The sequence below is a fragment of the Legionella sp. PATHC032 genome, assembly GCF_026191185.1.
GTDB lineage: Bacteria > Pseudomonadota > Gammaproteobacteria > Legionellales > Legionellaceae > Legionella.
On record NZ_JAPHOV010000001.1, the window covers coordinates 1,038,329 to 1,065,284 of the forward strand.

The following is a 26,956-nucleotide window of genomic DNA, read 5'->3' on the forward strand; positions in this document are numbered from 1 at the left end:
TAAAACCCGTATTATACAAATTGAATACGGGTTTTTGTCCTCATCAGAATATAAATTCTCAAATTAAAACAGACTTTCTTCTACTGGAGCTAGTTCTTCTTCCGGTTGATCATTATGTGCATTATAGACCGGGCCTTGATCCTCTTCAGATGGAACCTCATTTTGTCGAAAATACTCAATGATTCCATTTGCCTGGTTAGGTTTAGCCAGCAAACCACTTACTGGATCTATTCGAACAGCTATAACATTTTCAGGTTGCTTTAATTCAGCTTCAGGTTTGTCTTTTAATGCTACTTTCATAAAATCAATCCATAGCGGAAGAGCAAGATTTGCAGCATATTCATGCAATGATTTGGGATTATCAAAACCAATCCAGGTTGTTACTACCAAATTAGGGTTAAAGCCGGCAAACCATGCATCTACTTGATCATTAGTAGTTCCGGTTTTACCAGCGATATCTTGACGGTTTAATACTCGTGCTGCACGTCCAGTGCCATGCTGTATTACATCGCGTAATGCCGTATTCATTAAAAAGGCGATGTCTTCAGAAATAACGCGCGGTGCCAAGGTAGAGGCATCAACTTTGTCTTTATCACAAGGGTCACATACAATACTTGGTTTGGCTTGTAACAGAATTTTACCATCAGCATCTGTAATATGATCAATGAGGTAGGGCTCTACTTTATAACCACCATTAGCAAAGACTGCATACGCCGTGGTTAAATCCATAGGGCTAATGGACAAACTTCCTAAAGCAAGTGATAAGGCTCTAGGCAATAATTTTTTATTAAAGCCAAAACGAGTTAAGAAATCTATCGTATAATCAATACCTATATCATCAAGAATTCTTATGGATACCAAATTTTTAGATTGAACTAGTGCCTGTTTCAGGCGTGTAGGCCCATTGAATTTTAGATTCACATTGTGTGGTCGCCATAAATTCGGTTGGCTGGGATCGTCCACTACGATGGGGGCATCATTAATTAAAGTAGCAAGATTATAACCATTGTTCAAAGCCGCAGCGTAAACAAATGGTTTGAAACTGGAGCCTGGTTGTCTGCTGGATTGAGTGGCTCGGTTGAATTTACTTTTTGAGAAGTTAAATCCTCCAACCAAAACTTCAATGGCCCCATTTTTAGGATTCATAGCAACCATTGCGGATTCTGCTTCAGGAATTTGGGCGAGTTGCCAGGATTTTTCCGTGGAGTGTACATAAATTATATCGCCTGCTGCCACCACTTGTTGTGCTTTGGTTGGTGATTTCCCAACCCAGCCTCCTCTTTTCAGTGCCGGCCTGGCCCAGGACATACCCTCCCAGGGAATAATAATTATTTGACCGTTTTGCAATGCCGCAGTCGCTTCTTTTTCTCTTACTTCAGTAACAACTGCTGGAATCAGGCTATTCAGCTCTGGATATTGCCGCAAGTATTTTTGCCTAATTTGGGGAGATTGGCTGTCTTTTTCACCTATATTAGCAATTGGACCTCTGTAACCATGTCGATGATCATAAGCAACCAGATTTTTTTCTACCACTTCATTAGCGGTATTTTGTAGTTTGCCGTCAATGGTTGTATATACCTTATAGCCTTTAGTGTATGCATCGGGGCCAAAATTATCGTATAAAGATTGACGAATCATTTCAGCAACGTAAGGTGCTTTTACCTCGATATTAGTTCCATGGTATTTTGCAGTAATGGGTTGATTGACTGCATTTTGATATTGTTCTTCATTGATATAATGCTCTTCCAGTAATCGCTCCAATACATGGTCACGGCGTTTTTTTGCAGCAAGCGGGTTAGCAATGGGGTTTTGAGTTGAGGGGGCCTGAGGGAGTCCTGCTATCATAGCCAGTTCAGCCAGATTAAGATCTTTAAGGGATTTTCCAAAATAAACCATGGCTGCAGCTCCAACACCGTAAGCCCGATTTCCCAGATAAACCCTGTTTAAGTAGAGTTCCAAAATCTTTTCTTTACTTAATTCTCTGTCAATTTTGATAGCAAGCATAATTTCATTGAATTTCCGTAAAAATGTTTTTTTACGGCTTAAGAAAAAATTACGAGCTACTTGCATGGTGATTGTACTACCACCTTGAGATTTGGTTCCAGTTTTGAGCATGCTTACTGCAGCTCGACCCAATCCCATAACGTCCACACCAGGGTGTTCAAAAAATCGTTGATCTTCTGTGGCAATTAATGCGTGGATCAGGGTAGGGGGAATTTCATCATAAGTTACGGGGATGCGTTTTTTTTCACCGTATTCCTGAATTAATAAACCTTCTTTGCTGAAAATCTGTAATGGTACTTGTAACTGTACAGTTTTTAATGAATCAACATTAGGCAATTGACTTTCGAGATAAAGGTATATAAGACTGGCAGCCACTATCAGGAGAAAAAACAGGCTCATCAGCGCCCAAAGACCTTTACGCCAGAAGTATGCCATTTTTTTCATAGAATTTCGTTTTCGTTAAATGTGAATAGTGCAATATTATACAGCGAATCTATATAATATTGCGAGGTTTGCAAGGGAAAAAACCGGATTTAAATGCTATTTTGCGCCTCACAACTATGGAGATAATCATTGATGAAGCGCCAATAGACATTAATCTCCATGGCCATTACCCATAGAAAAAGATTGATTAGGCTGGGTATCCGTTGTTTCAGAGGATTTTACCATTGGTAAATCGGTCACATCGATCGTTGTTTGTTGTTTAGCTTGAGTGCCCAGCCTGGTATTGAAAAACAGAGAGCTGTATCCCAGAGGCAGAACAGGATTGAAAACTGGGCGAGGCATGCTGCGAGTTAGCTCACTGATTCTCTCTTGCAGTTTTTCTATTTCTTTGTCTTTCTCCAGAATTGTAGCTTGTTGTTCTATGATTACTTTTTTATCTGTTTCGATTTGTTGTGTTTTTGTTAAGAGTTCTTTTTCTTGCTCTTTGCTACTTTCACTCAATATTTGGGCTTTCTCCAATAGTTCAGGCACCAAGAGGGCATTTTGATGTTCTAAGCATAAAGATTCTGCAAGGGCTTTAATTTCTTCATCTGAAGAGCATTCTGCTGTATTTTTAGAATTAATGTGAATGTTCAGTGCTTCTAAAACTTCTTCCTTGATCAAATTACCTGAATTACAAAATTCTCCACCGACGTATCCATCATTTTTCACTCCTGAAAGAGAAATGCTGGTTTCAGAGTTCTCAGTAGCAGAAGTATATTTTACTTCATAAGTTTTACTTTTAGGGGTGATCATTAATTGTTTGAGATCAATTAAAAGCTGAGCGATCTGTTTTTTATATTCTTCCAGTTTAGCTGGCTCAAATGAGCTTTTCCTATCCAGCATGGATTTTAAAAAGAGAACTTCATTTAAAATAAAATACAAGAATGGTTTTCTGTCAGGATAACCCTTGGTGCAATTTTGTATTAACTCATCAAGGCGCCCCTTACATTCAACGTCTTTATCCTGGATAATTTCTTTAGCCAACGCCAGTGCTTTTCTTCTTAAGAGAATGGGATTGCTTTCAACTATTAATTTATTTAATACCTTAGGCTGGCTGTCATGATACCGAATGATTACAGAAGTCAGTGTATAGAGTAACTCTTCTAACCTAGTCATATGTAAAGCTCCTTTTTATAAAGCTAAAAATCTAAATGTGGAAATCCCCTACAACTTGGTATTTCACTATATTGAATGTTTTGCATAAGTGCAAGTGCCTATTAACTGGTACATTATTTGGAAAAATCATACAAGTAGAGGGGTTGTTTTACAGTTTTATTGAAAGAATACAAAACCTGGTTTGATTGTAAGATCATGATTGATATCATGAAATTTGATTGGGGATTGATTGAAGACAGAAATAGAAATCCGCAGATCAATTTTTAGATGGATGGTATGGGGTTAACTCCATGCAACAAGTAAAGTGATTCCAATTTATAGTGGCTTACGTTAACATTAATTATTTAACAGTTAGGATAAGCTCTAAATAATTGGAGTGCTTTTGGGCTGCAAGGAAATATACAGGGAGATTATATAAGTGCTCAAATTGCTTAAACCTAAGCATCGTTCAATTCTTGGCATTGATATCAGCTCTTCAGCAGTGAAAATTTTGGAAATATCAGGTTCTGGAGAACACCTTTCTGTGGAGGGATATGGTCGTGAAGAAATCCCTGCCTCTGCTCTTGAAGGAAATATGATCAAAGATGTTGATGTAGTAGCGAATTGTATCAAAAAATTGGTAGACAGGTTGAAGTTTACATCTAAAAATGCGGCACTAGCTGTACCTGATTCCGCTGTTATCAGTAAAGTAGTACAAATTAATGAGGGTTTGACTGACCTTGAAATGGAAGAGCTTGTCGTTATTGAAGCAGATAAATACATTCCTTACCCAATAGATGAAATAAATCTGGATTTTGAAGTATTAGGCCATTCAGCCAAGAGTTCATCACTGCTTGATGTTTTAATCGTGGCTTCAAGAGCAGAAAACGTTAATACCCGTGTTGAAGCAGCGCATAGAGCGGGACTGGAACCCAAAATTGTTGACGTTGAATCTTATGCGGTAGAGCGTTCGGTACAACAAATTGCACAAGAATTGCCAGCAAGTGGACAAGACAAAATTGTAGCAATAGTAGATATTGGAGCCAATTATACCCACTTATTTGTTTTACATGGTATGCGATTAATCTTTTCAAGAGAAGAAAAGTTTGGTGGTATGCAACTTGTTGAAGCTATTGCAGAACACTATCATATGAATTTGGAGCAAGCTATTGCCCTAAAAAATCAGGGTAAATTACCGGAAGACTATGAATCTGCTGTATTAGAGCCTTTTAAGGACATGATTCTTTTGCAGATCAAACGTACTTTGCAGTTTTTTTATTCTACCAGTCAACATGGATTTGTAGACCATATTTTATTAGCAGGTGGAATGGCAAGGCAACCAGGGTTGGCAGCACTTATTCAAGAGCAGTTAGGAGTGACTACTACCGTAGCAAATCCACTATCCTATATGTCTTTTGGTAGAAAAGTGAATTTGGACGCCATTAACAATGATGCACCTACACTGATGGTGGCTTGTGGGTTAGCTCTAAGGCATGTCGAGTAAAAAATGACTGAAATTAATTTATTGCCATGGCGTGAACAAAAACGTGAGCAGGAAAAGAAATTTTTTACAAGCATGCTATTGATAGGGATTATCGTTGCTGCGGCAGTTGTTTTTTTAATGAATTCTTATGTTTCTCATTTAATAAGTAATCAAACGAGCAGAAACCAGATTTTACAGAAAGAAATCACCGCTTTAGATCAGCAGATTAAGGAGATCAAGGCATTAAAACAAATCAGGGAAGGTTTGATTTCGAGAATGTCTATTGTGCAGAATCTGCAATCAACAAGAACTTTGATGGTTCATTTATTTGATGAGTTAATAAAAATTACTCCTCCAGGAATTTACATAACCAAGATGCAAAGAGAACACGATGTGATAACACTCTGGGGGTATTCCGAATCAAATACAAGTATTTCTATTTTGATGAGAAATATAGAGGCTAATGTGTGGATACAGAATCCAGTACTGACTGAAATTAAAAAAAATGATGAAATGAAACAATCTCCAAACAATGAATTTAAATTAAGTTTTGTGCTTAAACCCAAATATTAGGCTGATAAAAATCATGGACACAGTCAATTTAAGTGAATTAACTCTGGAGAATGTCGGGCAGTGGCCAATGCCGGTTAAAATCGGAGTCATTTTAGGCATCAGTATACTGATCATTGGATTAGGATATTGGCTTATTGTTAAGCCCAATTTTGAGCAATTGGACACCCTTGAAGCCCAGGAAACCGCATTGAAAACAGAGTTTGAAAAAAAGCAACATCAGGCAGCAAACCTACAAGCCTATCGTAATCAGTTACAGTTAATGAATGAACGCTTTGGGACTATGCTAAAACAACTCCCGGCAAAAAATGAAATGCCTGGGCTTTTGGAAGAAATATCTAAAACGGGGATAGCATCGGGTTTGAAATTTGAATTGTTTGCACCACAACCGGAAGTAGTGCATGATTTTTATGTGGAGTTACCTATAAAAATTACGATTGTCGGATCCTATATGCAATTAGCAAGATTTTTAAGTCGTGTAGCTGAAATGAACAGAATAGTGACTTTGCATGAGTTTAGCGTTGAGGGGGTATCCTCCAGGGATGGTAAAACGGTCTCTCAGGATGAATTGATGATGGGCATCACTGCGAAAATATACAGATATCGGACACAATGACAATTAAAAATAAGCAGACTCTTATATTAGACTTTTTCGGAAATTCTCTGCGGTGTATAAAGTGCGCAGAAAATTTCCGAAAAAGTCTATTGATGGGGTTATTGGTTCTATTACTTAGTGCCTGCTCCGGTGATAACAGTGATCTTGTTAAGTACATCAACGAAGTGAAATCAAGGCCAGGAAGACCTATCGAGCCTATTCCTAAATTTGCCCCTTTGCCAATTTTTAGATTCCCAGAAAACGACAATAGGCGAAATCCATTCAAGCCTATTGATCAAAAAAAGAGAAATGATATTTATGCTCCGGATAAGAAAAGGCCTAAGCAGCCTTTGGAATCTTTTCCTCTGGATGCTTTAAAATTTGTAGGTACTTTAAAAAAAGACAACGAAATTTGGGCTCTGATTAAGCAACCTGATGGACAGATTAGCCGTGTGAGGGTTGGAGATTATATGGGACAAAATTATGGACGTATTGTTTCGATTAAAAATGATCTCATCAAATTAGAAGAAACTGTAAAAAAATCAGGGACTTGGGAAAAACAGTCCACCACAATTAATTTGGATACTGGCAAGCAGGAGTGAGGCGTGAGAAAAATTATCGCGATTTTGATATTAATTAGTGCCAGTTTGAGCATGGCTTATTCTAAAGATAATTCACTCATTTCAGTAAAAGTATTGCCATTGCCTGAAAACAGAGTTCGTATTGATTTTCAATTTTCCAAACCTTTAAAACAGCTACCCGCAAGCTTTATTACTCAAAAACCCCCACGTTTAGTGTTAGATTTTATCAGCACTGATATGCAAATTCCTTCAGATCAGAAAACTAAAACCATTCAATTAGGATCATTACATAGTTATAACATTGTTGCTGTTGGGGATAGAGTAAGAGCCATATTGGAATTGGATCGTTCAGTGTCTTATTCTGGCAGTACGGCGGGTTCCGTTTATAGCCTTGTTCTGAATGGCAAAAGCAATGATTTATTTGAAAATAGTAAGGAGGTATTCATAACGAATCAGGTTGTGAATGCAAAGCATGAAATTAAAAGAATTGATTTTCGTGGTATAGAAAAGCAGGGTGGTAGAGTTTTAATTGATGTTTCTGATACTGGTATTCCAATTGATGTGACTCAAGTTGGAAAAGAAATAGTCGTTAATTTCCTGAATACCAGGATCCCTTTGAATTTAATGAAGCGTTATGACGTTTCTGATTTTCACAGCCCTGTGCAGATTATCACGATGCAACAGGAAGGAAAAAAAGTTCGTATGACCATACTCAGTAAAGGGGATTATGGACATTTTGTTTATCAGGTCAATAAACAATTTATGGTCGATGTATTTCCTTTGACTGCGGAAGAAATTCGCCAGGCTAAATTGAAGAAACAGGTATTTACTGGCAAACGGATTTCTTTGAATTTCCAGAATATTAGCATTAGAGCTGTACTTCAACTGCTCGCAGATTTTACCGGAATCAATATGGTTGTTAGTGACAAAGTGCAAGGAGATATTACGCTTAGATTAAATGATATTCCCTGGGATCAGGCTCTGGATATCATTTTAACAACACAAGGGTTAGATAAGCGTAGAAAGGGCAATGTCATGTTGATAGATACCAAAGCTTCCATGGATAAAATGGAGGAAGAACAACTTAAAAGTCAACAGACAATTGAAAAACTTGAGCCTATCCGTTCTGATTTAATACAGATTAATTACGCAAAGGCAGCAGATATTGCTGTTTTGATCAAGGATAAGCAAAATTCCCTATTGTCAGACAGAGGAAAAATAAGTGTTGATGCCAGAACGAATACAATCTGGATTCAGGATACTGGCACTAAAATTGAGGAGGTAAGAGAACTTATAAAGCAATTGGATATCCCTGTTAAGCAAGTACTTATTGAGGCAAGGATTGTTGAAGTAACTAAAGATTTTAGCCAAGATATTGGGATACGCTGGGGGGTATCAAGACCAACGCACTTAAGTGGTACACTGGAAGGTGCTAACGAGTTGGCGAGAGGCACGGCACCAGCTAATGTTGTTCCCTTGGAAAGGCGGTTAAACCTTGATCTGGCCGCTGCCCCTTTAACTGGAGCTACGCCGGCCTCGGTTGGTATCGCGTTAGCCAAACTTAATGATAACATTCTACTTGATCTGGAATTGTCTGCTTTGGAAAGTGAAGGACGTGCTGAATTAATATCCAGTCCTCGCCTGATTACTACGAATCAACAGGCGGCAGTCATCGAGTCTGGTGAGGAGATTCCTTACCAGGAAGCGACATCGAGTGGAGCGACTGCCGTAGCATTTAAAAAAGCGGTGTTGAGTTTGAAAGTTACCCCGCAAATTACGCCTGATGGTAAAATTTTGATGGATTTACAGATAAATCAGGATACTCCTTCCCCACAAACATTCCTTGGTGTACCCGCAATTATAACTAAGGAGATTCAGACGAATGTTCTGGTTAATAATGGACAAACGATAGTACTTGGGGGGATTTATAAGCAAGATAAGAACAAGGTAATCAATAGAATTCCTTTCTTTGGTGAGCTGCCTGTTGTTGGTATTTTATTTAGTAATAGACAAATCACCTTGAAAAATGAAGAATTACTTATTTTTATTACACCAAGAATAATAACGAATGCTTTATCGATTACAACGATAGAAGGACGTGAAAAAGATGTTTATAAATAATTAAAATTGGATTAACTTTATCTCATTAATAAAGATAAAAAACATTAATTTAATAAAAGTGCCTCTACACGGTGAACATGTTATAATTAAAATATAACCCATTCAGATGTAATAGCATTTTGAAAAATATTTGCTCATCAGCGATGGGTTAGGTAGAGTTGAAGTATCAACTTCTGTGATGGCAGAAAAGTGCAATAAATAATTATTTTATATGGGTAATTAATGGTTATCCGTTGTAGAATATCAGAAGTATTTTAGATAGTAATTGGATGTATTCCTAATTTGTGTTATTTACTTTAAATTCTTCAAATTTAAGGTCTTGTGTTATTCTATTGAGGCTGGTGGAGAAGTAAATATCATGAAATCAACTAAGACGTGTATCTAATTTGTTGTTATAATAGCACGGCTAATTATGACAATTCAGTAGAAGAGGTAAGTAAAAAAAAATGAGCATAGTTAAAGTACGAAATATTTTTCTTATTGGTCCGATGGGTGCTGGTAAAAGTACTATAGGACGTGCTTTGGCAAAGGAGCTCAAACTAGAATTCTATGATTCAGATGAAGTAATTGAAGAGCGTGCGGGGGCAGATATATCATGGATCTTTGATATAGAAGGTGAGGAGGGATTTAGGCGCCGAGAGCAAAAGGTCATTGACGAATTGACTCAAAAAACCAATATAGTATTGGCAACAGGTGGCGGAGTCGTCATTACACCTGAAAACAGGAATGCCCTGGCAGGTCGTGGTACAGTGATTTATCTCAAAACCTCTTTGCAACAGCAATTTGAAAGAACAAAGCGTGATACCAAGCGCCCTTTATTACAAACAGAAGATCTTGAAGGGCGGCTTGAGTTGCTCAGAGATGAGCGAGAGCCTTTTTATGACGAATTGGCAGATGTCAGTTTTGAAACAGATAAATTGACTGTAAAAGCTGTTGCAAACAATATAATAAAATACTTATATGGCGAAGTTTGAACTTTATGCCGAAGTTGATGTTTCGATTTCAGGGCATCAATATCCAATAATTATTTGCCGCAATGGATTAATTGATCCTGATTTCATTAATCGTTTTATCACTTCAAAACAGGTGCTTATTGTTACTAATCGAACAGTGGCACCTTTGTATCTAGGCCGTTTACAATCTGTTTTACAATCAAAACAATGCGATATTGTTATTCTGGAAGACGGTGAAGAGTATAAAAATCAGCGCAGTTTATTTACCATTTATGACTCTTTGATTCAAAACAAGCATCATAGAGATACCTCAATCATTGCTTTGGGAGGGGGGGTAATTGGTGATATGGCTGGTTTTGCAGCTTCTACTTACCAACGAGGTGTGCAATTTATTCAGTTGCCTACTACGTTACTAGCTCAGATTGATGCTTCAGTTGGTGGTAAAACTGCGATTAATCATCCTGCCGGGAAAAATATGATTGGTAGTTTTTACCAACCTCAAGCAGTCGTAATTGATTTAAATACCTTAAAAACATTACCTGAACGTGAGTTTCGTGCGGGTATTGCAGAGATGATAAAATACGCCTTGTTGGTTGGTGGTTCTTTTTTTGAACGAATCCAAGAGGTTTTGCAACAAGGATTAACGATAGGTAGTCCCGAGTTACCACTGCTGATAGCAGAATGTTGTCAAATTAAAGCGAAAATTGTAGAGCAAGATGAAAGGGAATCCGGATTGCGTGCTTTGCTTAATCTGGGGCATACTTTTGCTCATGCGTTGGAAACGTATACCGATTATAAAAAGTGGCTACATGGAGAAGCCGTTGCCATAGGTTTATATTGTGCGGCTGTATTATCAGAGAAGAAGGGCGTACTGAATAAACCAATTGTTGACCAGGTGGAAAAAATGCTCATACATGCTGGTTTGCCTCATAAAATTCCAAACTCTATAGATTTAATTCAATTAAGAGAGTTGATGAGTTTAGATAAGAAAATTAAAAATAATTGTTTACGTTTCGTAATGATTAAAAAACCAGGTGCTTGTTATATTGATGATTCAGTTACTGAAGATTGTTTGCACAATACACTGATTAATGTGCTAGAAGGAGAATAAAAATGATAGATGGAAAGGAGCCTCTTGATGATGGAGTTGCCAATCAACCCAGAACCCTGTTTAAACCAGGAGCGTGGCTTGCAAAAATTGATTTCATTAATCATTTAATTCTCTTTAATAATGTACTAATAACCATTTTGTCAGAGAAAGAAGGTGGAAAAACTTGTTTTAATTCTTTGTTGAAAAGCAATTTGAATCAGCAAATTAAATCAGTATCATTTAAGGCAAAACCACCATTTGACAGTCAAGATATTATCAATGAGTTTGCAAGGCAGTTGCATCTTAATAACAAGGATAACAATATTGGTTCTCTTGCAGCACAAATTAATGAAAGAAAAGCACATGTTTTGCTGATTATTGATGACGCACATCACTTGCCTGAAAATTTTATCAAGGAAGTGATGATTATTATAAAAAATCAGGAAGATTTTGGATTTTTTCATGTTTGTTTAATTTCTGATTATTCTATCGTTGCCACATTGAATAATCTTGCTGTTGAGCCATTTAATAATTTAATACATACAATAGAACTGGGAACATTAAGCGAGACTGAAACCAGAACTTATGTATTACAACGAGCGATGGCGTCTCGTTTAATTAACAGGCCACTCACAGATGCGCAATTTAAGCAGTTCTATCACTTAACCAAAGGGAATTTATCAAAAATCAATGCGAGTTTGGAATCATTTTTATCCAGGTGCTCTAATGAAAAACGAAATAATAAAGCAGCGATTTTAAAAAAGGTAAGTTTGGTCGCAAGTTTCGCTATAGTTGCAGGATTGTCCTATTTTTATTTTGATAATTTATATAAAGTGCCTGATAATGCTCCTAAGTTACCGGATTTGGCTTTGGTAACAACACTTCCCCCTATAAAAGAGCTTATAAAAAACACTCCCGTGCAACAATCCGCAAGCTATATCGCTTCATGGGAAGACTCTTCCACGAGACAATTAGTCCATTATGGCTTACCCAAAAAACAAACATTAGATGATTTTATGGATGAAGAGGATAATCTTAATACAGTTGCTGTTGTAGATAAGGTTGTTGTCATTCCAAAACTGAAAGCTAAAAGTATTTCAGAGCAGGTCGGACAAGCGGTAGTTAGTCAGTCAAAATTACCTCCTGTTTCCCATTCATTACAAACAAAATTAGCCAGTGAGCAACCAAGTATCAAGAAAATTAATAGTAAGCTGTTTACTATACAATTGGCCGCCAGTCATAAAGTAGAAGATATCAACAGGTTTAAGAACCAAAACAAATGGTTATCTCAGGCAAAAATAAGACATTTTACCAATGCGAAAGGTAGTTGGTACATATTAACTGTCGGTGAATATGAGAATAGGAATCAAGCTCTGCTGAATATAAAAAAACTACCAGGTGAATTAGCCAAATTAAATCCGTGGATACGATCTGTGGAGGGACTTTCAAACATTGGTTAGACTAAGATAATCAGCTTGGCTATAGTCGATATTTATTGATTCTGGGAAAATAGGCTTAAATCTGCTAATCTTAACTTAGCTATAAGAATTTTAAGGAGAAAATGATGTATAAAAGGGTATTGTTTGCTACTGACTTTGATGAGGTTGGGGTGCGAGCAGCTGAGAAAGCCAAAAAAATTGCTGACGAGAATGGTGCTGATTTAATTTTAGTTCATGTTGTTGAGCCTATTCCAGCTTATGCTTACCCAGGTTTTGCCGGATTTGCAGAAGTAGAAATGTCTATTCGTGAGCAAGCTGAAAAAGAGTTGAATGAATTGGCAGAAAAACTTGGTGTAGATGAAAAGCATCGTTTTATAGAGTTTGGTTCAACTAAAAATGAAATCCTAAGGGTAGCAAAAGAACATAAAATTGATTTAATTGTGACAGGAAGCCATGGGAAACATGGTCTTTCTTTATTATTAGGTTCAACCGCTAATGCAATCTTGCACGGTGCCGAATGTGACGTCTTGATTGTAAGACCCAAAATAAACCACTAAGAGCCCCATAATTCAACAAGTTCCGTACTACCTGTTAGTACGGACAATGCTTTATAGATTTCTCAATATCTCAGAAAACCAGTATACTATGTGTTTTTTATTCTTTTGATTAAAACGATTCATGAAATTGTTACGTGGTTCTACTGATTTTGCCATATTTGATAAGGGTGCAGTTGCCACTATTGGTAATTTTGATGGCGTGCATTTAGGCCATCAGCATTTGATTAAGATGCTAAGAGCAAAGGCTGATGAGATGAACTTACCTTTAGTTATTTTATTGTTTGAACCTCAGCCTAAAGAGTATTTTCATAGAGAGAATGCACCTGCGCGACTTTCTACCTTGAGAGAAAAAATAGATGTCTTAAACTTGTGTCAGGTGGATTACATCTATTGTATCAAGTTTGATGCAAGATTGGCTCAAACTAACGCTTTGAATTTCGCTCAATTTTATTTATTTGAAGCATTGAAAATACGCTACCTTTTGGTTGGCCAGGATTTTCGTTTTGGTAAAAACAGAGAAGGTGATGTTAATTTACTCAAAACAATAGGTGCCCATTATTCCTGTGAAGTGACAATGCAATCGGATTTTCTTATAGAAAATGAAAAGATTAGCTCAACGAGAATTAGAGAAGCGTTGCAAGAGGGGAATTTGCAGTTCGCAGCCAAGTTGTTGGGAAGGCCATACAGCATGTGTGGACGGGTCATAAAAGGTGATGGTCGTGGCCGTCAATGGGGGATACCGACAGCAAACCTTGGCATGCATCGTTTATCGATTCCTTTGCAAGGTGTTTATGTGGTGCAAGTTCATATCAATTCGAAGGCCTATTCTGGCGTTGCAAATATTGGGAAGAGGCCAACAGTCGCTGGAACCAAAAATATTTTGGAAGTCCACTTGTTTGATTTTCATGGGTCTCTGTATGGTCAGTTATTACAAGTAATTTTCTTGCACAAACTTCGAGATGAAGTTAAATTCTCAAGTGTGGAGTCGTTAATCACGCAGATCAATAGTGACATCATATTGGCGAAGACCTATTTAAAACAGAATTGGCTTGATAGTGAGATTGACTCATCGAATGATGTTGTGAATGGAGTCAGTGATACAGTGTAATTTACCTATAATCGGGGTATTTTTTTGTAAGCTCCCTTTTGGCTGTGTAGATGAAACAGAATAAGGGCATTTAAAATTATCAAAAACTTAATGATTTGGCAGAGTAGGCACCTATGGCAGAATATAAAGATACTTTAAACCTTCCAAACACTGCATTTCCGATGAAAGCAAGTTTGTCAGTGCGAGAACCTGAAATGTTGGCAGATTGGCAAGCAAGGGGAATTTATCAGAAAATTCGTAAAGCTCGTGTTGGAAGTAAGCGCTTTATTTTACATGATGGTCCGCCCTATGCCAACGGGCATCTTCATTGTGGGCATGCGCTCAATAAAATTCTTAAAGATATTATTATTAAATCAAAAACCTTTAGTGGTTTTGATGCGCCCTTTGTCCCTGGTTGGGATTGCCATGGATTACCTATAGAGTTGAATGTAGAAAAAAAAGTAGGTAAAGCAGGGGGCAAGATTACACCCAGAGAGTTTCGTGCTAAATGTCGAGAATATGCCGCAAGTCAAATTGATATACAAAGAGAAGAGTTTCAACGTTTGGGAGTCTTGGGAGACTGGTATAATCCTTATGTGACTATGGATTATCACTATGAGGCCAATATAGTACGAGCTTTAGGTTTAATGATTAAAAATGGTCATTTACAGCAAGGTTTTAAACCTGTTCATTGGTGTATCGATTGCGGATCTGCCTTGGCTGAAGCTGAGGTAGATTATGAGGATAAAACTTCTCCGTCCATTGATGTGGCATTCGCAGCAGCAAATCCATCCGAGTTCCTTAATTGCTTTGGAACTCAGCCAGCGGTGAAACCATTAATTCTGCCGATTTGGACCACGACTCCATGGACATTACCAGCCAACGAAGCGGTTTGTTTGCATCCTGAAATTGATTATTCATTGATTGATACTGGTGATTCTTATTATATCGTGGCTACTGATTTAGTTGAATCGGCTATGGCACGTTATGTGATTAGCCATTACAAAACATTGGGTTTCGCCAAGGGGCGTGTCTTTGAGCATTTTAAACTGCAGCACCCATTTTATAAGCGCCAGGTTCCCGTAGTTCTTGCTGAGCATGTGACAACAGAATCTGGTACAGGTTGTGTGCATACTGCACCTGCTCACGGGCCAGATGATTATTTGGTAGGTCAATCATATCAGCTGCCATTAATAAATCCTGTCATGGCTAATGGATGTTTTGCTGAGGATGTAGAGTTATTTGCTGGTATTTCTGTATTGAAAGCGAATGAAGCTATTCTGACAGTTTTATCGGAGCGTAATGTTTTGTTAGCTAATCAATCTATCAGACACAGTTATCCGCATTGTTGGCGACATAAATCGCCAATGATATTTCTGGCTACGCCCCAGTGGTTTATCTCAATGGATAAATCCAATTTGCGGCAAGCAATAATTAACGAGATAGATAAGGTTAACTGGGTTCCTGACTGGGGTAAGGCTCGCATTAGTAATATGGTTGAAAACAGGCCGGACTGGTGCATATCAAGACAGAGATCTTGGGGAACGCCTATGCCATTGTTTGTACATAAAACCACCAGAGAATTACATCCTGACACTCTTGAGTTAATAGAGAAAGTGGCTGTAATGATTGAAAAGTCAGGCATAGATGCCTGGTTTGATCTGGATAGTTCCGAGTTGCTTGGCGATGATTCCAAACACTATGATAAAATTACAGACACCATGGACGTTTGGCTAGATTCCGGAATATCACACTATAGTGTTTTAAAACATAATCAAGATTTGGATTTTCCGGCTGATGTCTATTTTGAAGGATCCGACCAGCATAGAGGTTGGTTTAATTCCTCATTAACAACCGCAGTCGCTATGTATGGAGTTGCTCCCTACAAAACCGTATTGACTCATGGGTATACTGTTGATGCCGAGGGGAAAAAACTATCAAAGTCTAAAGGAAATTATGTTGCTTTAGATAAATTAGTGAATCAGCATGGTGCCGATATTTTAAGATTATGGGTAGCGTCAACTGATTATCGTCATGAGGTCAGTATTTCTGAGGAAATCATTAAACGTAATGCGGATGCTTATCGAAGAATTCGTAATACAGCACGATTTTTATTGGCTAATTTATTTGACTTTAATCCAGCCAGTGATTGTATTGATGACAGGGAGTTATTAGAACTGGACAGGTGGGTTCTAAAGCGTTGCCAACTTTTACAAGAAGAAATAATTGCTGCCTATGAAAATTACCACTTCCATTTGATTTACCAGAAAATCCATAATTTCTGCGCAGTGGATATGGGTAGTTTTTATTTGGATTTGATAAAGGACAGGCAATATACCACAGCAAAAGACAGTATAGCGAGACGCTCTTGCCAAACAGCAATGTACCATGTGGTCAAAGCCTTCACTATTTGGTTAGCACCTATTCTATCCTTTACAGCTGAGGAAATATGGCAAACAATACCTGGTAACAATAGCGAATCTATTTTTATTGAGCATTGGTATGATGCCTGGCCAACTATTGACGCAGTGAACATGGATGATTGGGAACAACTGCATATCATTCGTGATGAAGTGAACAAGGCTTTAGAGGAAACCAGACAAAGAGGTGAAATTGGTTCTGCTTTGGCAGCAGAGGTAACTGTTTATGCCGATGCTAAGGTATTACCAAAATTAACGCGTTTAGGTGAGGAGTTACGTTTTTTATTGATTACCTCAGGAGCGAAAGCTTGCCCAATCAGTCAATCTCCCAAAGGATTATCTATTACCGATTGTGGGGTATCAATACAGGTTACAGCCAGCGTTCACGAAAAATGTGCTAGATGTTGGCATAGACGGGAAGATGTTGGCCAAAATCAAGAGCATCCTGAACTATGCTTGCGCTGTGTAGGAAATATCAGCGGATATCATGAAGAGAGGCATTACATATGAAAAAATGGCCTTGGCTTGCACTTGGTATTTTAGTAATTATCTGCGATCAGGCAAGCAAGTATTGGATTGGAGTTTGGCTAACTCCGTATAAACCCATGCCAGTTATGCCTATGTTGAATTTTACTTTAGCTTTTAATACAGGCGCTGCTTTTAGTTTTTTAAGCGGTGCTGGAGATTGGCATAGGTGGTTTTTTGCAGGGTTTAGCTTTTTAATGAGTATTATTTTGCTGATCTGGTTGTTGCGGACTCCAGAACAGGCACGATTCCAATCTGTTGGGATAAGTCTTATTCTGGGAGGCGCTGTAGGCAACTTGATTGACAGAGGGCTTCATGGTTATGTGGTTGATTTTATTGATGTTTATTATAAACATCACCATTTCGCTACGTTCAACTTGGCAGATAGCGCAATATGTATAGGGGCTGCAATTTTAATTCTGGATTTATTGATTCATAGAGAATAGATTGAAAGACCTGGTTAGGAAGTAATAGTGTTGCGAGGCTTAATTTCTTAAATCTGTTTTAAGTCAAGATAATATACAGTAGCTTGTCGTGCATTAATGGAAAACAATGCTTTCAAATTAGGCTCAATTTACTTTCAGATAATTGATTGTGTTAACCTGGCCAATCCTTTCAGTTGCTTTTGGTCAGGGTTATGAATAATTACTGCTGCTACAGCTGGCAAATTTAGGAAAAGCTCGGCTTCATTCCAGTCAATGTCAGCAGGTAATAAATTTAATCCTGGCAAATATTTACTTAGAGAATTACAGAATGCCAGATTGGCAGGGTAGGGTCGTACTTGTTTAAATCCAATATTCGTCGCTGCCATGGCTTCAGAAATAGTGGCTACACTTGGAAAATAGCACATCGAATAAACACTTGCAGTTTGAGCTATAGAGCTTAAAAAGCCGGGGCTGGACGCAAAACATACACCCGCTTGGTAACATTGTTCTAATTGTTGAGTATCAATTATGCCGCCGGCTCCAATTTTTAGGGATGGATATCGGGTTTTAATATTTACCAATAGATTGGTATCTGCCGAATTGATCTCTACCAAATCTAGATCGGAATTTGCAATTTGATCGAGCCTGTCAAATAAAAAATTATTGATATCCAGTGATATGATCACAGATTGATTACCTAACATTTTTTCAATAATCATGTTTTATTCCGAAGAGTCTGCAATAATCTTTCAATGTTAGAAGACTTGTTGATTGTTGGCAAGTGTATTGATAAGAATAACAACAATTTGTTTGATGATGAATAGGGGAGTTAGAGTACCCTGAATTATGATTTTCATACAATCCAGGGTAAGTGATGAAAGATAATTTTAACTTATGAGGTCTTGAATGGAGACAAAGACGGAGTAGGGTTAAATCGTTGCTCAACGACCTCATCTGTTTTACTTCTTATAGAAGTAACACTGGGTTTTGTAGTGTCTACTCCATATTGCTCCAATGTTTGCAGCATACGTTGCATGGTTTGAAACGGTATTGATCCGGAGCGTGGTACTTCCTTAAGTAACTCACCAGTAAAATAAGTACGTGCTTTTGGATCGGCAATTTTAATACTAAGGGCCAGAAGATCATTAAAGGTCACTTTAACGTCTTCATTTTTTCTCATTTCATCTATCTTCGTTTTGAAAAATGTAGTCACTGACGCCAGGCTTTTGGTTGGTTTCGGTGAAACAGTTGTACTTCCTCCAGAAGGCGTTAAGACAGGCGATTCTGTGTCTAAAGTTGGTTGGTTTAGTTGATTTAAAGCTGCGCCAACGGTAGATTGAAGTCTACTTAAGTCATTAGCTATTTCCGTTTTTTCTTTTGCGTGGTCTTCCAATTGCTGTTTTGTCTCTTCAATTCGTTCTTTATGAACGGTTGATTCTAAACCTTTATTATGATGTACTAATTTTTTCACTGTCATTGGTGTTTCATACTGAAGTCTATGAAAATCATGTTCAGCCTTTTTTTGTTTTTCTGGGCTGTCTTTGATAGATTCCCAGTCTTCACCTTGTTTTAAAAGATAAAACTTGCCGTCTTTTTCAAGTATTTTTTGTTCTTTATGGATAGGATAGAATTTACCATTTAAATTAAACAGTTGTTGATCTTTTCCTATCACGTAATGTGCATCATTTAATGAGGTCACTTCCTCTCCTTTCTCATTGAAAAAGGATTTTTCTTTTCTGTGCACTGAAAGCATATCGTGCAGATTTGCCAATTTTAAATTTAAGCCATTATGTTTATGCAGTAATTTGGTGGCTTCCTCATTGTCTTTTGGATCTGGGCTTATCACAAGATCGTTTATTTTTTCCAGTTGTTTTTCCATTTCCAGACTAAGTTTATGAATTAACGCTTCCATCTTGATGGCTGCCAGATCATGTTTGGATTGGTTATAATCCTTTTGTGCTTTGTCTAATGCAGCGGGATCATTTTTAATGGCATCCCATTGACCTTTTTGTAAGAGATAGAATTGTCCTTCATGTTCTACTACTTCCTGGTTTTTATTAATGGCCAGGTGGGCGTCTTTTAATGAATTAACCGGTTTACCTTTTTCATTAACATACGATTTTTCACCTGTATGAGCATCATGCAATACTTGCAGGTTAGCCATCTTTGCTTTTACATCTTGGTGTTCGCGCATTAAAGATTGAACGGTTTTCTCATCGCCTTTATGTTTTTCCATCAGTTGTGTGAGTTTTTCACTGTCTTTGTTGAATGCTTCCATTTTTTCTTTAATTTCGGATAGTGATAACTCTTCAGAATCAGTGAGAAGTTTTTCAAATCCTTCCAGGTTTTCTTCATAGGTATTGTACTTGTCTTCAAGATCCTTGCCTTGACGTTCCAGCTTATCCAGTTTTCTTTCTAATTCTTCGCCTTTCTTAACATGTTCTTGAGCACGTTTAATGGCCTGTTCATATTCATCCAGCATTTTCTGAAATTCTTTATCGGCTTGCGAAGTGGATGAAGTGGACTGCTGGGTTGGCTTGCTTGCTTTTTCAGCATTTTTTATGGCTTTTTCATTGTATTCGCGAATAGTTTCTTTAACTTTTTCCGCTGCATGAGATTTTTTAGATAAATACCACAGGAATAAAGCGGCCATTAATCGGCGTTTAAAGAGTTCATGCTCCATTCTGTCCTGTTGATTTTGTAGATTGATATTTCTTTGCAGAGCCATTTGGGCACCTAACTCAGCCATTACGTCTTTACCTGCTGGAGATAAAAGAAATTTTTTGACTTGGGATGCATTTTTTAAACCTTCTCGACCCAGATTAATGGTGGAACCACTGTCTTCCTTAGCCTGTGGATCGAGCAAACTGGATTCTATCCATTTCTCAAAAGAAGTTTTAAAAGGCTTAACTGGTTCATTGAGTTTAGATTCTTTTTTGCTGGTGGGCATTTTGTCTTCTTTCTTACTATCCTCAACGCGCATTTTTTCTACAACAGGTTCCTTTTCCTTGGTTTTTACGGATTCAACATTCCCTTCTGATGTTTTAACTTGATGTGATTTGTTATCTTTTGCCATAAATAGGATCCTTAATCAATCGCCCCCAGTTATCTTATATTATACACAATGTTGACCAATAAAGCATCAGTTTATTCATGTTTTAGCAAGATAATGCCACTGACAATCTTTGCTATCTTTAGTCTAAAACTCGCTCCTGATGGGAGCTGTTTTTTGCTGAATATCAGTATTTCATCTTAGAAGTAAGTATCATAATTTGCAAACAAAAAACCATAACATCAATACGATGAGAGTTAAAAGTACTGAGTTAAATTGTCAGTGAATGTTCTTGAGGTATTGTATCCAATGTTTGTGTGACATCACTAAACAGACCTGGAAAATGCAGTTGTTGGGATTCTGGATTGTCTTTGGCTTTATTGATGGAATGTCTTTCATCCAATAATAAATTGTGCAACAGGCAGTGACTGTCTGAATGGGGAATTAATTCGCAACGTCTGGGATCATTGAAATAGTATTGGTTATCATGCACAGTTTTGTGTGCCAGTATATCTTCATCATGGAATGCCCATTGGTATACTTTTCCTCGATTTATTTCTATTAAGGAAAGCAAATATTGTTTTAATTCACCTGCTTTGATATCTATGTAGTTGCATAATGTAGTCAATCCATAAGCGCTTGCCGAGAACAAAATTCCTGCTGAATGATCCCAAATCTGTCCGAATTGATAAAGCATAGTACCCGTAGAATAAGCAGTTAGTCGGGAAATTGGATTAATAACAGATAAACTTATTCTTATTGTTAGTGAAAGGGTATCTATTAGAGGGAGAAGCAAAATATTTTTAATCAACTGAAGCGCGGGTAAAAAAATCAACCTTATGCCGTTAATGCCTATGTTTGTGATTGGATTATCAGAGAAATGGCCAAAAGGTGAAGTAAATCCATAAAGAGGGGAAAGTGTAAATTCAGATATGAAGTTATTTGTGGACGGACGTTCTGCTATATCGATGAGTAATTTTCCAATAGCACTGAAGTTACCTAATACCGACAGTAATTTGCGGAAAAAATTGGTAATTCCTCTAAAAGGGACGTGAATTAAAAGCGAACTGGCTTCAAGCAAGGGGATAGTTAAAATAGCTAAAACAAGATCAACACTTGCAGCTAATGTTTGTTTACCCAATTGTTTTATCAACTGCCCACTTTTTTTCCATCCACTAATAAATCCATCAAAAAAACCATAGTAAAAACCTTCAAAAAAAGGTGCAACCAACAATTTTCCAATATTAATAATATTCTTGCAAAACCACTTGCAGGTTCCAAGGAACCAGTCATCTCCCGGGTGCATAATAGTATCATAAATAGCAGCTCCTCCTTTACCCCCAAGAGCAGCATAGTTGGTATATGGAAAATCACCCATTTCATGTTGCAGTGAAGGAATCGCCTTTGTTAAACCATAGCCAAGACTAAGCGCTAAAGAAACAATAATAGCAATTTCTGCAGGATCTTCTTTCAGGACAGAAACAGCATCAACAAAAAATTTATCCAAATTACCGCTCACTACCATACCTTGCCAGAGGGTTGCAGAGGCAGAAATAGCTTCTGAAGTCTTGCCATGATTCATTAAGCGAGCTAACTTTTGAACGGGCTCAATTCCATAAATCAAGCCACTTAAGTGTAGTTTTTTTAAGACATCAGCGAGCACATTGGGTGCAAGTACAGCGCCTGCGCCATAGACATAAGCTGCCATAGCAAGAGTTCCTATCATGGGGTTACGCTCGCTTGTATCTATAAAAAATCCTGCTAAATGGCGTAATACATCCAAAGCTCTGTGCAAAGGATTTTCATAAGTATGCAGGGCAGGGGGATGATTCGCTCTTGCAATGACATAGGGGCTGTTGTTGATCTGGTCATTAATGAATTCTTCTAGAGTTTGGCCATTCGCGAGAAGTCCGTGATTCTGGAGCGCTTCATGCAAAGAGGTTCTTTTAATTTTTTTGGATTTTGGATGTTGATCCATTTCTGAAAGATGTTTTTTCGGGGCATGAGTTGCGTGCACATGATTAAAAAATTCTTCATGCAGGTCATGTATGATGAATTGGCTCATGCTGTTGTAAAAACCTTTGAAAAAATCAGGTATACGGGAAATAAAAGCCTTGAATCGTAGGCTGATTCTTTCAGGCAGGTAAAGATGTCTTTTGCTGATTTGACTTAAAGCATATAAATCCTCTCCATCCGGCAAAGGATAAAAGAGTTGATCATGAATAAAATATTTGAGATGAACCAGTTTATTTTCGAGTCTTAACAGGACAGTATTTTTCTTTGGCACAATAACCCAATTACCATTAGGTAAGTGGCTTAGCAATCTTTTCGCCTCTTTTATACCGTTTACCTCTGCCTGTTGGGCGGAATTCTCCACTAGATGATTTACCATTGCAGTCAGACTGTTATAACCTCGTTGAGGAAGTCCTTTGAGTTTGTAGTATGGCGTTATTTTGGTAATGGATACTCCATCAGAGCGTTTTTGTACTTCAGTTTTATGACCAGGTTTTGTTGTGATTGCCAGATAATTAATCCAGTCGCGACCGTCATGCCAAAGTTTACTTATGAATCGTTCCAGTTTTGCAAAGCGATTGGCCGGGATGTTGTTTAATGCTGGTGCAGGGCAGAGTTGGTATTGCTGACAAATTACCCTGAGTGCATCGTCAAGATCACTGCTACTGTGCCCAATATGGATTTCACTATCCCAAACAAAACAAGGAGTAATTGGTTTTCCAAGTTGAGTTTTAGTAATTTTGGTAAAGTCCATTTGATCCTGGCGAGAAACAGCAAAAACCCGGTTAAACCGATAATGCTGTGCTGTTTTGTGCGCATCATATAATATATAACCAAAACTTCCTTCTGAAACGACAGGATTATTGGCTATCATTCGATTGCCGTTCTGGCAATGTTCAATAATGGAAATGACTTGTCTTCTTAACTCTTCCTGCCCAGCATGATCATGGGGTTTTAATTGTCTTTCCTTTTTCAAGAGATGGCTTAAGGAACGTATGCAAGCATTAGCCAGATTAATTTTTTCTTGTTGCTCCGGGCTTATGGGTTTTTTATAGCTTTCAGCTTGAATTTTATAGCGATTAACGTGATTTATAACATCCGCAACTAGCGAGGATGACCTGTCTCCCGGAAGAGTTTTTAACAGTTCGGGGTTATGGGTGAATAGCATCAGCTGAACTGTTTTCTTATTGTGGTTGGCTATTAAGCGTAGTCTGTCTCCTCCAGGAAGGAGATATTCCATATTATAATTACCATAAAATACTGTTCCCGCTTCGTGGCTGAAAATACTTCCGGTGATAGTTGGCATCTCTTTGTGTGTGTACGGAGTAACTCTTAGCGGAATAATAACTTGAGTTTGGCCATCAGTAGTTTCAAAATCAGGCATAAAGATTTATTTGGTTTAATATAAGATAAAAGGATACTGTCATTAATTTAGTGATTTTTTATCGCTTAAGTTGGTGTTGAAGAAAAGTAAAGCCTATTTAAGCTAAAATAATACAAAATCGTTTAATTTAATGCCATTATTGCACAGGGTACTCGAATTGGAACAGAAATAGCAAGTCTATTTAATGAAAAATTTGGTATCTCTGGAAGTTTTATGGTATGGCTGTTAGAATGTTTTAAAAATAAACAGGAATCAATATTAATGAGTAGTTATTGTGGTTATATTGCTTTAGTTGGCAGACCAAATGTTGGCAAATCAACCTTATTAAATCGTATTTTACAGCAAAAATTAAGTATTACCTCCAGAAAGCCACAAACCACGCGCCATAGTATTTTAGGAATTCGCACAGAGGGTGAATTTCAGTTTGTTTATGTAGATACCCCGGGTATTCATCAGGGTAATGCGAAAGCAATTAATCGCATGATGAATAAAACAGCGATTAGCGTATTACGTGACGTGGATGTGATTGCATTTCTAGTTGATGGAACGCATTGGAAAGATGAAGATGAGTATGTATTGAATTTAATCAAACAAGCTAATGTCCCTTGCATTCTGGTAGTTAATAAGGTGGACAAGATAACTGATAAAACACAACTTTTGCCCTGGATAGAGCAAATAAGTCAGCGATATCAATTTGCAGCTATTATTCCTTTGTCGGCGAAAACTGGTTTGCAGGTGGATGAACTGGAGGGCAAATTAAAGGCCTATCTGCCAGAAGGACCTCATTTGTTTCCTGATGATCAATTCACCGATCGGTCTACAAAATTTTTATGTGCCGAATTGCTCCGTGAAAAAATTTTCCGCTTTTGTGGACAAGAATTGCCTTATTCTGTAACAGTAGATATTGAATCATTTAAGGATGAGGGAAATTTAATTCGTATTCATGCCTTGATTTTAGTAGATAAGGATAATCACAAGCGCATGATCATTGGTGATAAGGGTCAAAAATTAAAAGAAATGGCAACCAATGCCCGCTTGGACATGGAAAAAATGTTAGACAAAAAGGTTTTTTTACAGTGTTGGTGTAAAGTAAAGTCAGGTTGGTCTGATGATGAGCGAATACTGAAGCAATTGGGATATGACCACTAAATCGCTGAATGCCTGGGTGATTCATAAGCAATGGTCTGGAGATACCAGTGCCAGACTAAAGCTTTTTACTAAAGAACTGGGATTAATTAGTTGCCTTTGCAAGGGCGGGCGAACTCCTAAGAAACAGTCGTTACTTCAGGCTTTTATCCCTCTCTGGGTTAGTATCGAAGAGCGTTATGATCAATATTACACACGAAGTATTGAAAGTACTTCTTCCAGACTTAACCTTGAGGGGCATTCTTTGTTTTCAGGCCTGTACATCAATGAGTTAATCTACTATACGCTGAGCCCGGATTTCCCTGACCCGGATTTATTTGATGCATATTTGTTCACCTTAAATGGCATAGCGCTAGCTAGAGAAAGAGAGGCGATAGAAGCTTTGCTGCGTCGCTTTGAATGGGCTTTGCTTAAGGCTTGTGGATACACCTTTTCATTTCTTCATGAGGCACGAACGGGAGAGTTAATTGTCCCCGGTTCTCATTACCAGTTTGTAGCTGGGGAGGGCTTTATTTTAGGTGGCGATAAAAAAATACCCGGTGAGCATTTGCTTGCTATAGCAACAGATAATTTAAGTGAAGCAGCCTATCTAAAATCAGCAAAATTTATTATGCGTCAGGCAATAGATCATCTTTTGGGGGGACGGGAAATCAAGGCTAGGTCCTTGTATGGACCGGCTTGAGATAGTGGGATGACTGCCAAGTACTTCTTTGCTATCAAATCTCTCCAGGCATTATTATGTGATGTTGGGCCTGGACAGATTCTCGATTTCTTCCACAGGATTTTGCTCCTGAATTTTAATAAAGCCAATTTGCTCTTTTAAAGTACCTTTAGGATTGAGTTTACTTCCCAATGAAGTGGCAAGATTATCTAATCTATCAACCAAAGCTCGTGAGGTAGTGAAATTACCAGCGTCAATCTCCTTGACTATGTCATCAACTACCTTGACATGGTGTCTATTCCAATGAAAGGTGAAAATTCGTTTGAATTTGGCCCACCAGGTGTCGCCCCCTTTAGTATAATCATCAAGAACAGCTCTAATAGCATGTATCTTTTTGTATTCCACATCATCTCTATGGAGCTGATGGCGAGGGTCATTCATAATTTCTTGAAAAGCATTTCGCCATAATTCATGATAAGCAGCATAATTTCTGGGGATCGTCGTAGAAAAAGTTCTTCTTCGAGCAGGAGGCTGGTTTTCTGCACGTACTTCTTGTCTGTCAGTTCGTGCAGGTGCAGTATAGGGAGTTAGCTGGCCTGTTCGGGTTGAAGTAAGACTCTCGTCAAGAGCTGACTGATAATTCACTGTGGCGGGAAAAAGACTGCGGTTATAAGCAAATTGCTCTTTGGGAACCGCCAAGGCTTGTTCAGGGGGGTGCCCCATGCCAACGGCCCAAGGATCAACGATTAGCGTACCAGTTGGAAAAGTGTCAGCTGTTAATTGTTGTGGAGGTTGAGGGAGTCTGCTTCCTTTAGGAACGAGCAAGGTAATGTTATGTAGATACCGGCCATTACTGTGCATACTTCCTATAACGGCAACATCATATTGAGTTCTTATTTGTAGATCATCTAACAATACTCCTGCAGAGTGGTAAGCAAAATTGCTGCATTCAGAGACACGAACAGCCTCACCATCAATTTTAAAACTTGATTTTTTATTTCTTTGCTGAGCGAATTTAATATATTCCTGAGCTGATTTAGGGGTTAAAAGCTGGGGAACTCCCCATTGACTAAAAGGTGGTGTTCTGGATAAGGGGTTTATGCTGTATTTTTGGTATCTTTGCCCGCTAGCTATGCCTTCGGGAGTCCGAGCAAGGCAGTGTGGAAAATTCCCAATATCAGCAACAACAAATTTTTGATATTGTTCTTGCTTCAGTCTCTCTTGTATCTGTTGGGGGGCAATAGCCATAAATTACTCCGATAACTGATT

The 26,956-nt window shown here is 38.0% G+C and carries 20 protein-coding genes; 14 read left to right on the plus strand and 6 right to left on the minus strand.

Annotated elements, in window-relative coordinates:
- Positions 1–63: 63 nt before the first annotated feature.
- Both OQJ02_RS04800 and ravI read right to left on the minus strand, forming a co-directional pair.
- Entirely contained in the window at positions 64–2,448 is a 2,385-nt protein-coding gene (locus tag OQJ02_RS04800; RefSeq protein ID WP_265718109.1) for a penicillin-binding protein 1A, read from the minus strand.
- A gap of 150 nt (positions 2,449–2,598) precedes the next feature.
- Complete coding sequence (gene ravI, locus OQJ02_RS04805) at positions 2,599–3,606, minus strand: Dot/Icm T4SS effector RavI (RefSeq protein ID WP_265718110.1); 1,008 nt, start codon at positions 3,604–3,606, stop codon at positions 2,599–2,601.
- Between the two features lie 418 nt (positions 3,607–4,024).
- On the opposite strand from ravI, the gene pilM reads away from it, so the two are divergent.
- The 12 genes from pilM (at position 4,025) to lspA (ending at position 17,452) form a co-directional block, all read left to right on the plus strand.
- A complete protein-coding gene (pilM, locus tag OQJ02_RS04810) occupies positions 4,025–5,089 on the plus strand; it encodes a type IV pilus assembly protein PilM (RefSeq protein ID WP_265718111.1) in 1,065 nt (354 codons plus the stop codon).
- Positions 5,090–5,092: 3 nt separating this feature from the next.
- Entirely contained in the window at positions 5,093–5,641 is a 549-nt protein-coding gene (locus tag OQJ02_RS04815; RefSeq protein ID WP_265718112.1) for a PilN domain-containing protein, read from the plus strand.
- Positions 5,642–5,654: 13 nt separating this feature from the next.
- The gene (locus tag OQJ02_RS04820; RefSeq protein ID WP_265718113.1) at positions 5,655–6,254 is read left to right on the plus strand and encodes a type 4a pilus biogenesis protein PilO; all 600 of its coding nucleotides are present in this window, start codon (positions 5,655–5,657) and stop codon (positions 6,252–6,254) included.
- A complete protein-coding gene (locus OQJ02_RS04825) occupies positions 6,251–6,835 on the plus strand; it encodes a pilus assembly protein PilP (RefSeq protein WP_265718114.1) in 585 nt (194 codons plus the stop codon). The genes OQJ02_RS04820 and OQJ02_RS04825 overlap by 4 nt, the downstream gene beginning before the upstream one ends.
- Before the next feature lie 3 nt (positions 6,836–6,838).
- The gene (gene pilQ / locus OQJ02_RS04830; RefSeq protein ID WP_061483600.1) at positions 6,839–8,935 is read left to right on the plus strand and encodes a type IV pilus secretin PilQ; all 2,097 of its coding nucleotides are present in this window, start codon (positions 6,839–6,841) and stop codon (positions 8,933–8,935) included.
- A 446-nt stretch (positions 8,936–9,381) separates the two neighbouring features.
- Positions 9,382–9,909, plus strand: coding sequence for a shikimate kinase AroK (gene aroK / locus OQJ02_RS04835; RefSeq protein ID WP_032828804.1), 528 nt, complete (start codon positions 9,382–9,384; stop codon positions 9,907–9,909).
- Entirely contained in the window at positions 9,896–10,999 is a 1,104-nt protein-coding gene (gene aroB / locus OQJ02_RS04840; RefSeq protein WP_265718115.1) for a 3-dehydroquinate synthase, read from the plus strand. The genes aroK and aroB overlap by 14 nt, the downstream gene beginning before the upstream one ends.
- A 2-nt stretch (positions 11,000–11,001) precedes the next feature.
- Positions 11,002–12,438: an SPOR domain-containing protein gene (locus OQJ02_RS04845; protein WP_265718116.1), complete on the plus strand. Its 1,437-nt coding sequence runs from the start codon at positions 11,002–11,004 to the stop codon at positions 12,436–12,438.
- A 104-nt stretch (positions 12,439–12,542) separates the two neighbouring features.
- Entirely contained in the window at positions 12,543–12,974 is a 432-nt protein-coding gene (locus tag OQJ02_RS04850; protein WP_265718117.1) for a universal stress protein, read from the plus strand.
- Positions 12,975–13,095: 121 nt separating this feature from the next.
- Positions 13,096–14,082, plus strand: coding sequence for a bifunctional riboflavin kinase/FAD synthetase (ribF, locus tag OQJ02_RS04855; RefSeq protein WP_265718118.1), 987 nt, complete (start codon positions 13,096–13,098; stop codon positions 14,080–14,082).
- A gap of 113 nt (positions 14,083–14,195) precedes the next feature.
- Complete coding sequence (gene ileS / locus OQJ02_RS04860) at positions 14,196–16,991, plus strand: isoleucine--tRNA ligase (protein ID WP_265718119.1); 2,796 nt, start codon at positions 14,196–14,198, stop codon at positions 16,989–16,991.
- Positions 16,988–17,452: a signal peptidase II gene (gene lspA / locus OQJ02_RS04865; RefSeq protein WP_265718120.1), complete on the plus strand. Its 465-nt coding sequence runs from the start codon at positions 16,988–16,990 to the stop codon at positions 17,450–17,452. Before ileS ends, lspA begins: the two co-directional genes overlap by 4 nt.
- Positions 17,453–17,586: 134 nt before the next feature.
- Here lspA and OQJ02_RS04870 read toward each other — a convergent pair whose 3' ends face one another.
- The 3 genes from OQJ02_RS04870 to OQJ02_RS04880 all read right to left on the minus strand — a co-directional run bounded on the left by OQJ02_RS04870 (position 17,587) and on the right by OQJ02_RS04880 (position 23,880).
- Positions 17,587–18,150: a multidrug DMT transporter permease gene (locus OQJ02_RS04870; protein ID WP_265718121.1), complete on the minus strand. Its 564-nt coding sequence runs from the start codon at positions 18,148–18,150 to the stop codon at positions 17,587–17,589.
- Between the two features lie 173 nt (positions 18,151–18,323).
- Positions 18,324–20,507, minus strand: coding sequence for a LidA (locus OQJ02_RS04875; RefSeq protein WP_265718122.1), 2,184 nt, complete (start codon positions 20,505–20,507; stop codon positions 18,324–18,326).
- Between the two features lie 247 nt (positions 20,508–20,754).
- Entirely contained in the window at positions 20,755–23,880 is a 3,126-nt protein-coding gene (locus OQJ02_RS04880; RefSeq protein ID WP_265718123.1) for a hypothetical protein, read from the minus strand.
- A gap of 213 nt (positions 23,881–24,093) precedes the next feature.
- On the opposite strand from OQJ02_RS04880, the gene era reads away from it, so the two are divergent.
- Together era and recO are read left to right on the plus strand one after the other, a co-directional pair.
- A complete protein-coding gene (gene era, locus OQJ02_RS04885) occupies positions 24,094–25,029 on the plus strand; it encodes a GTPase Era (protein WP_416209884.1) in 936 nt (311 codons plus the stop codon).
- Complete coding sequence (gene recO, locus OQJ02_RS04890; protein WP_265718124.1) at positions 25,019–25,708, plus strand: DNA repair protein RecO; 690 nt, start codon at positions 25,019–25,021, stop codon at positions 25,706–25,708. Before era ends, recO begins: the two co-directional genes overlap by 11 nt.
- A gap of 54 nt (positions 25,709–25,762) precedes the next feature.
- Here the strand turns inward: recO and OQJ02_RS04895 are convergent, their stop codons facing one another.
- Positions 25,763–26,935, minus strand: coding sequence for a DUF5617 domain-containing protein (locus OQJ02_RS04895; RefSeq protein ID WP_265718125.1), 1,173 nt, complete (start codon positions 26,933–26,935; stop codon positions 25,763–25,765).
- Positions 26,936–26,956: the final 21 nt, after the last annotated feature.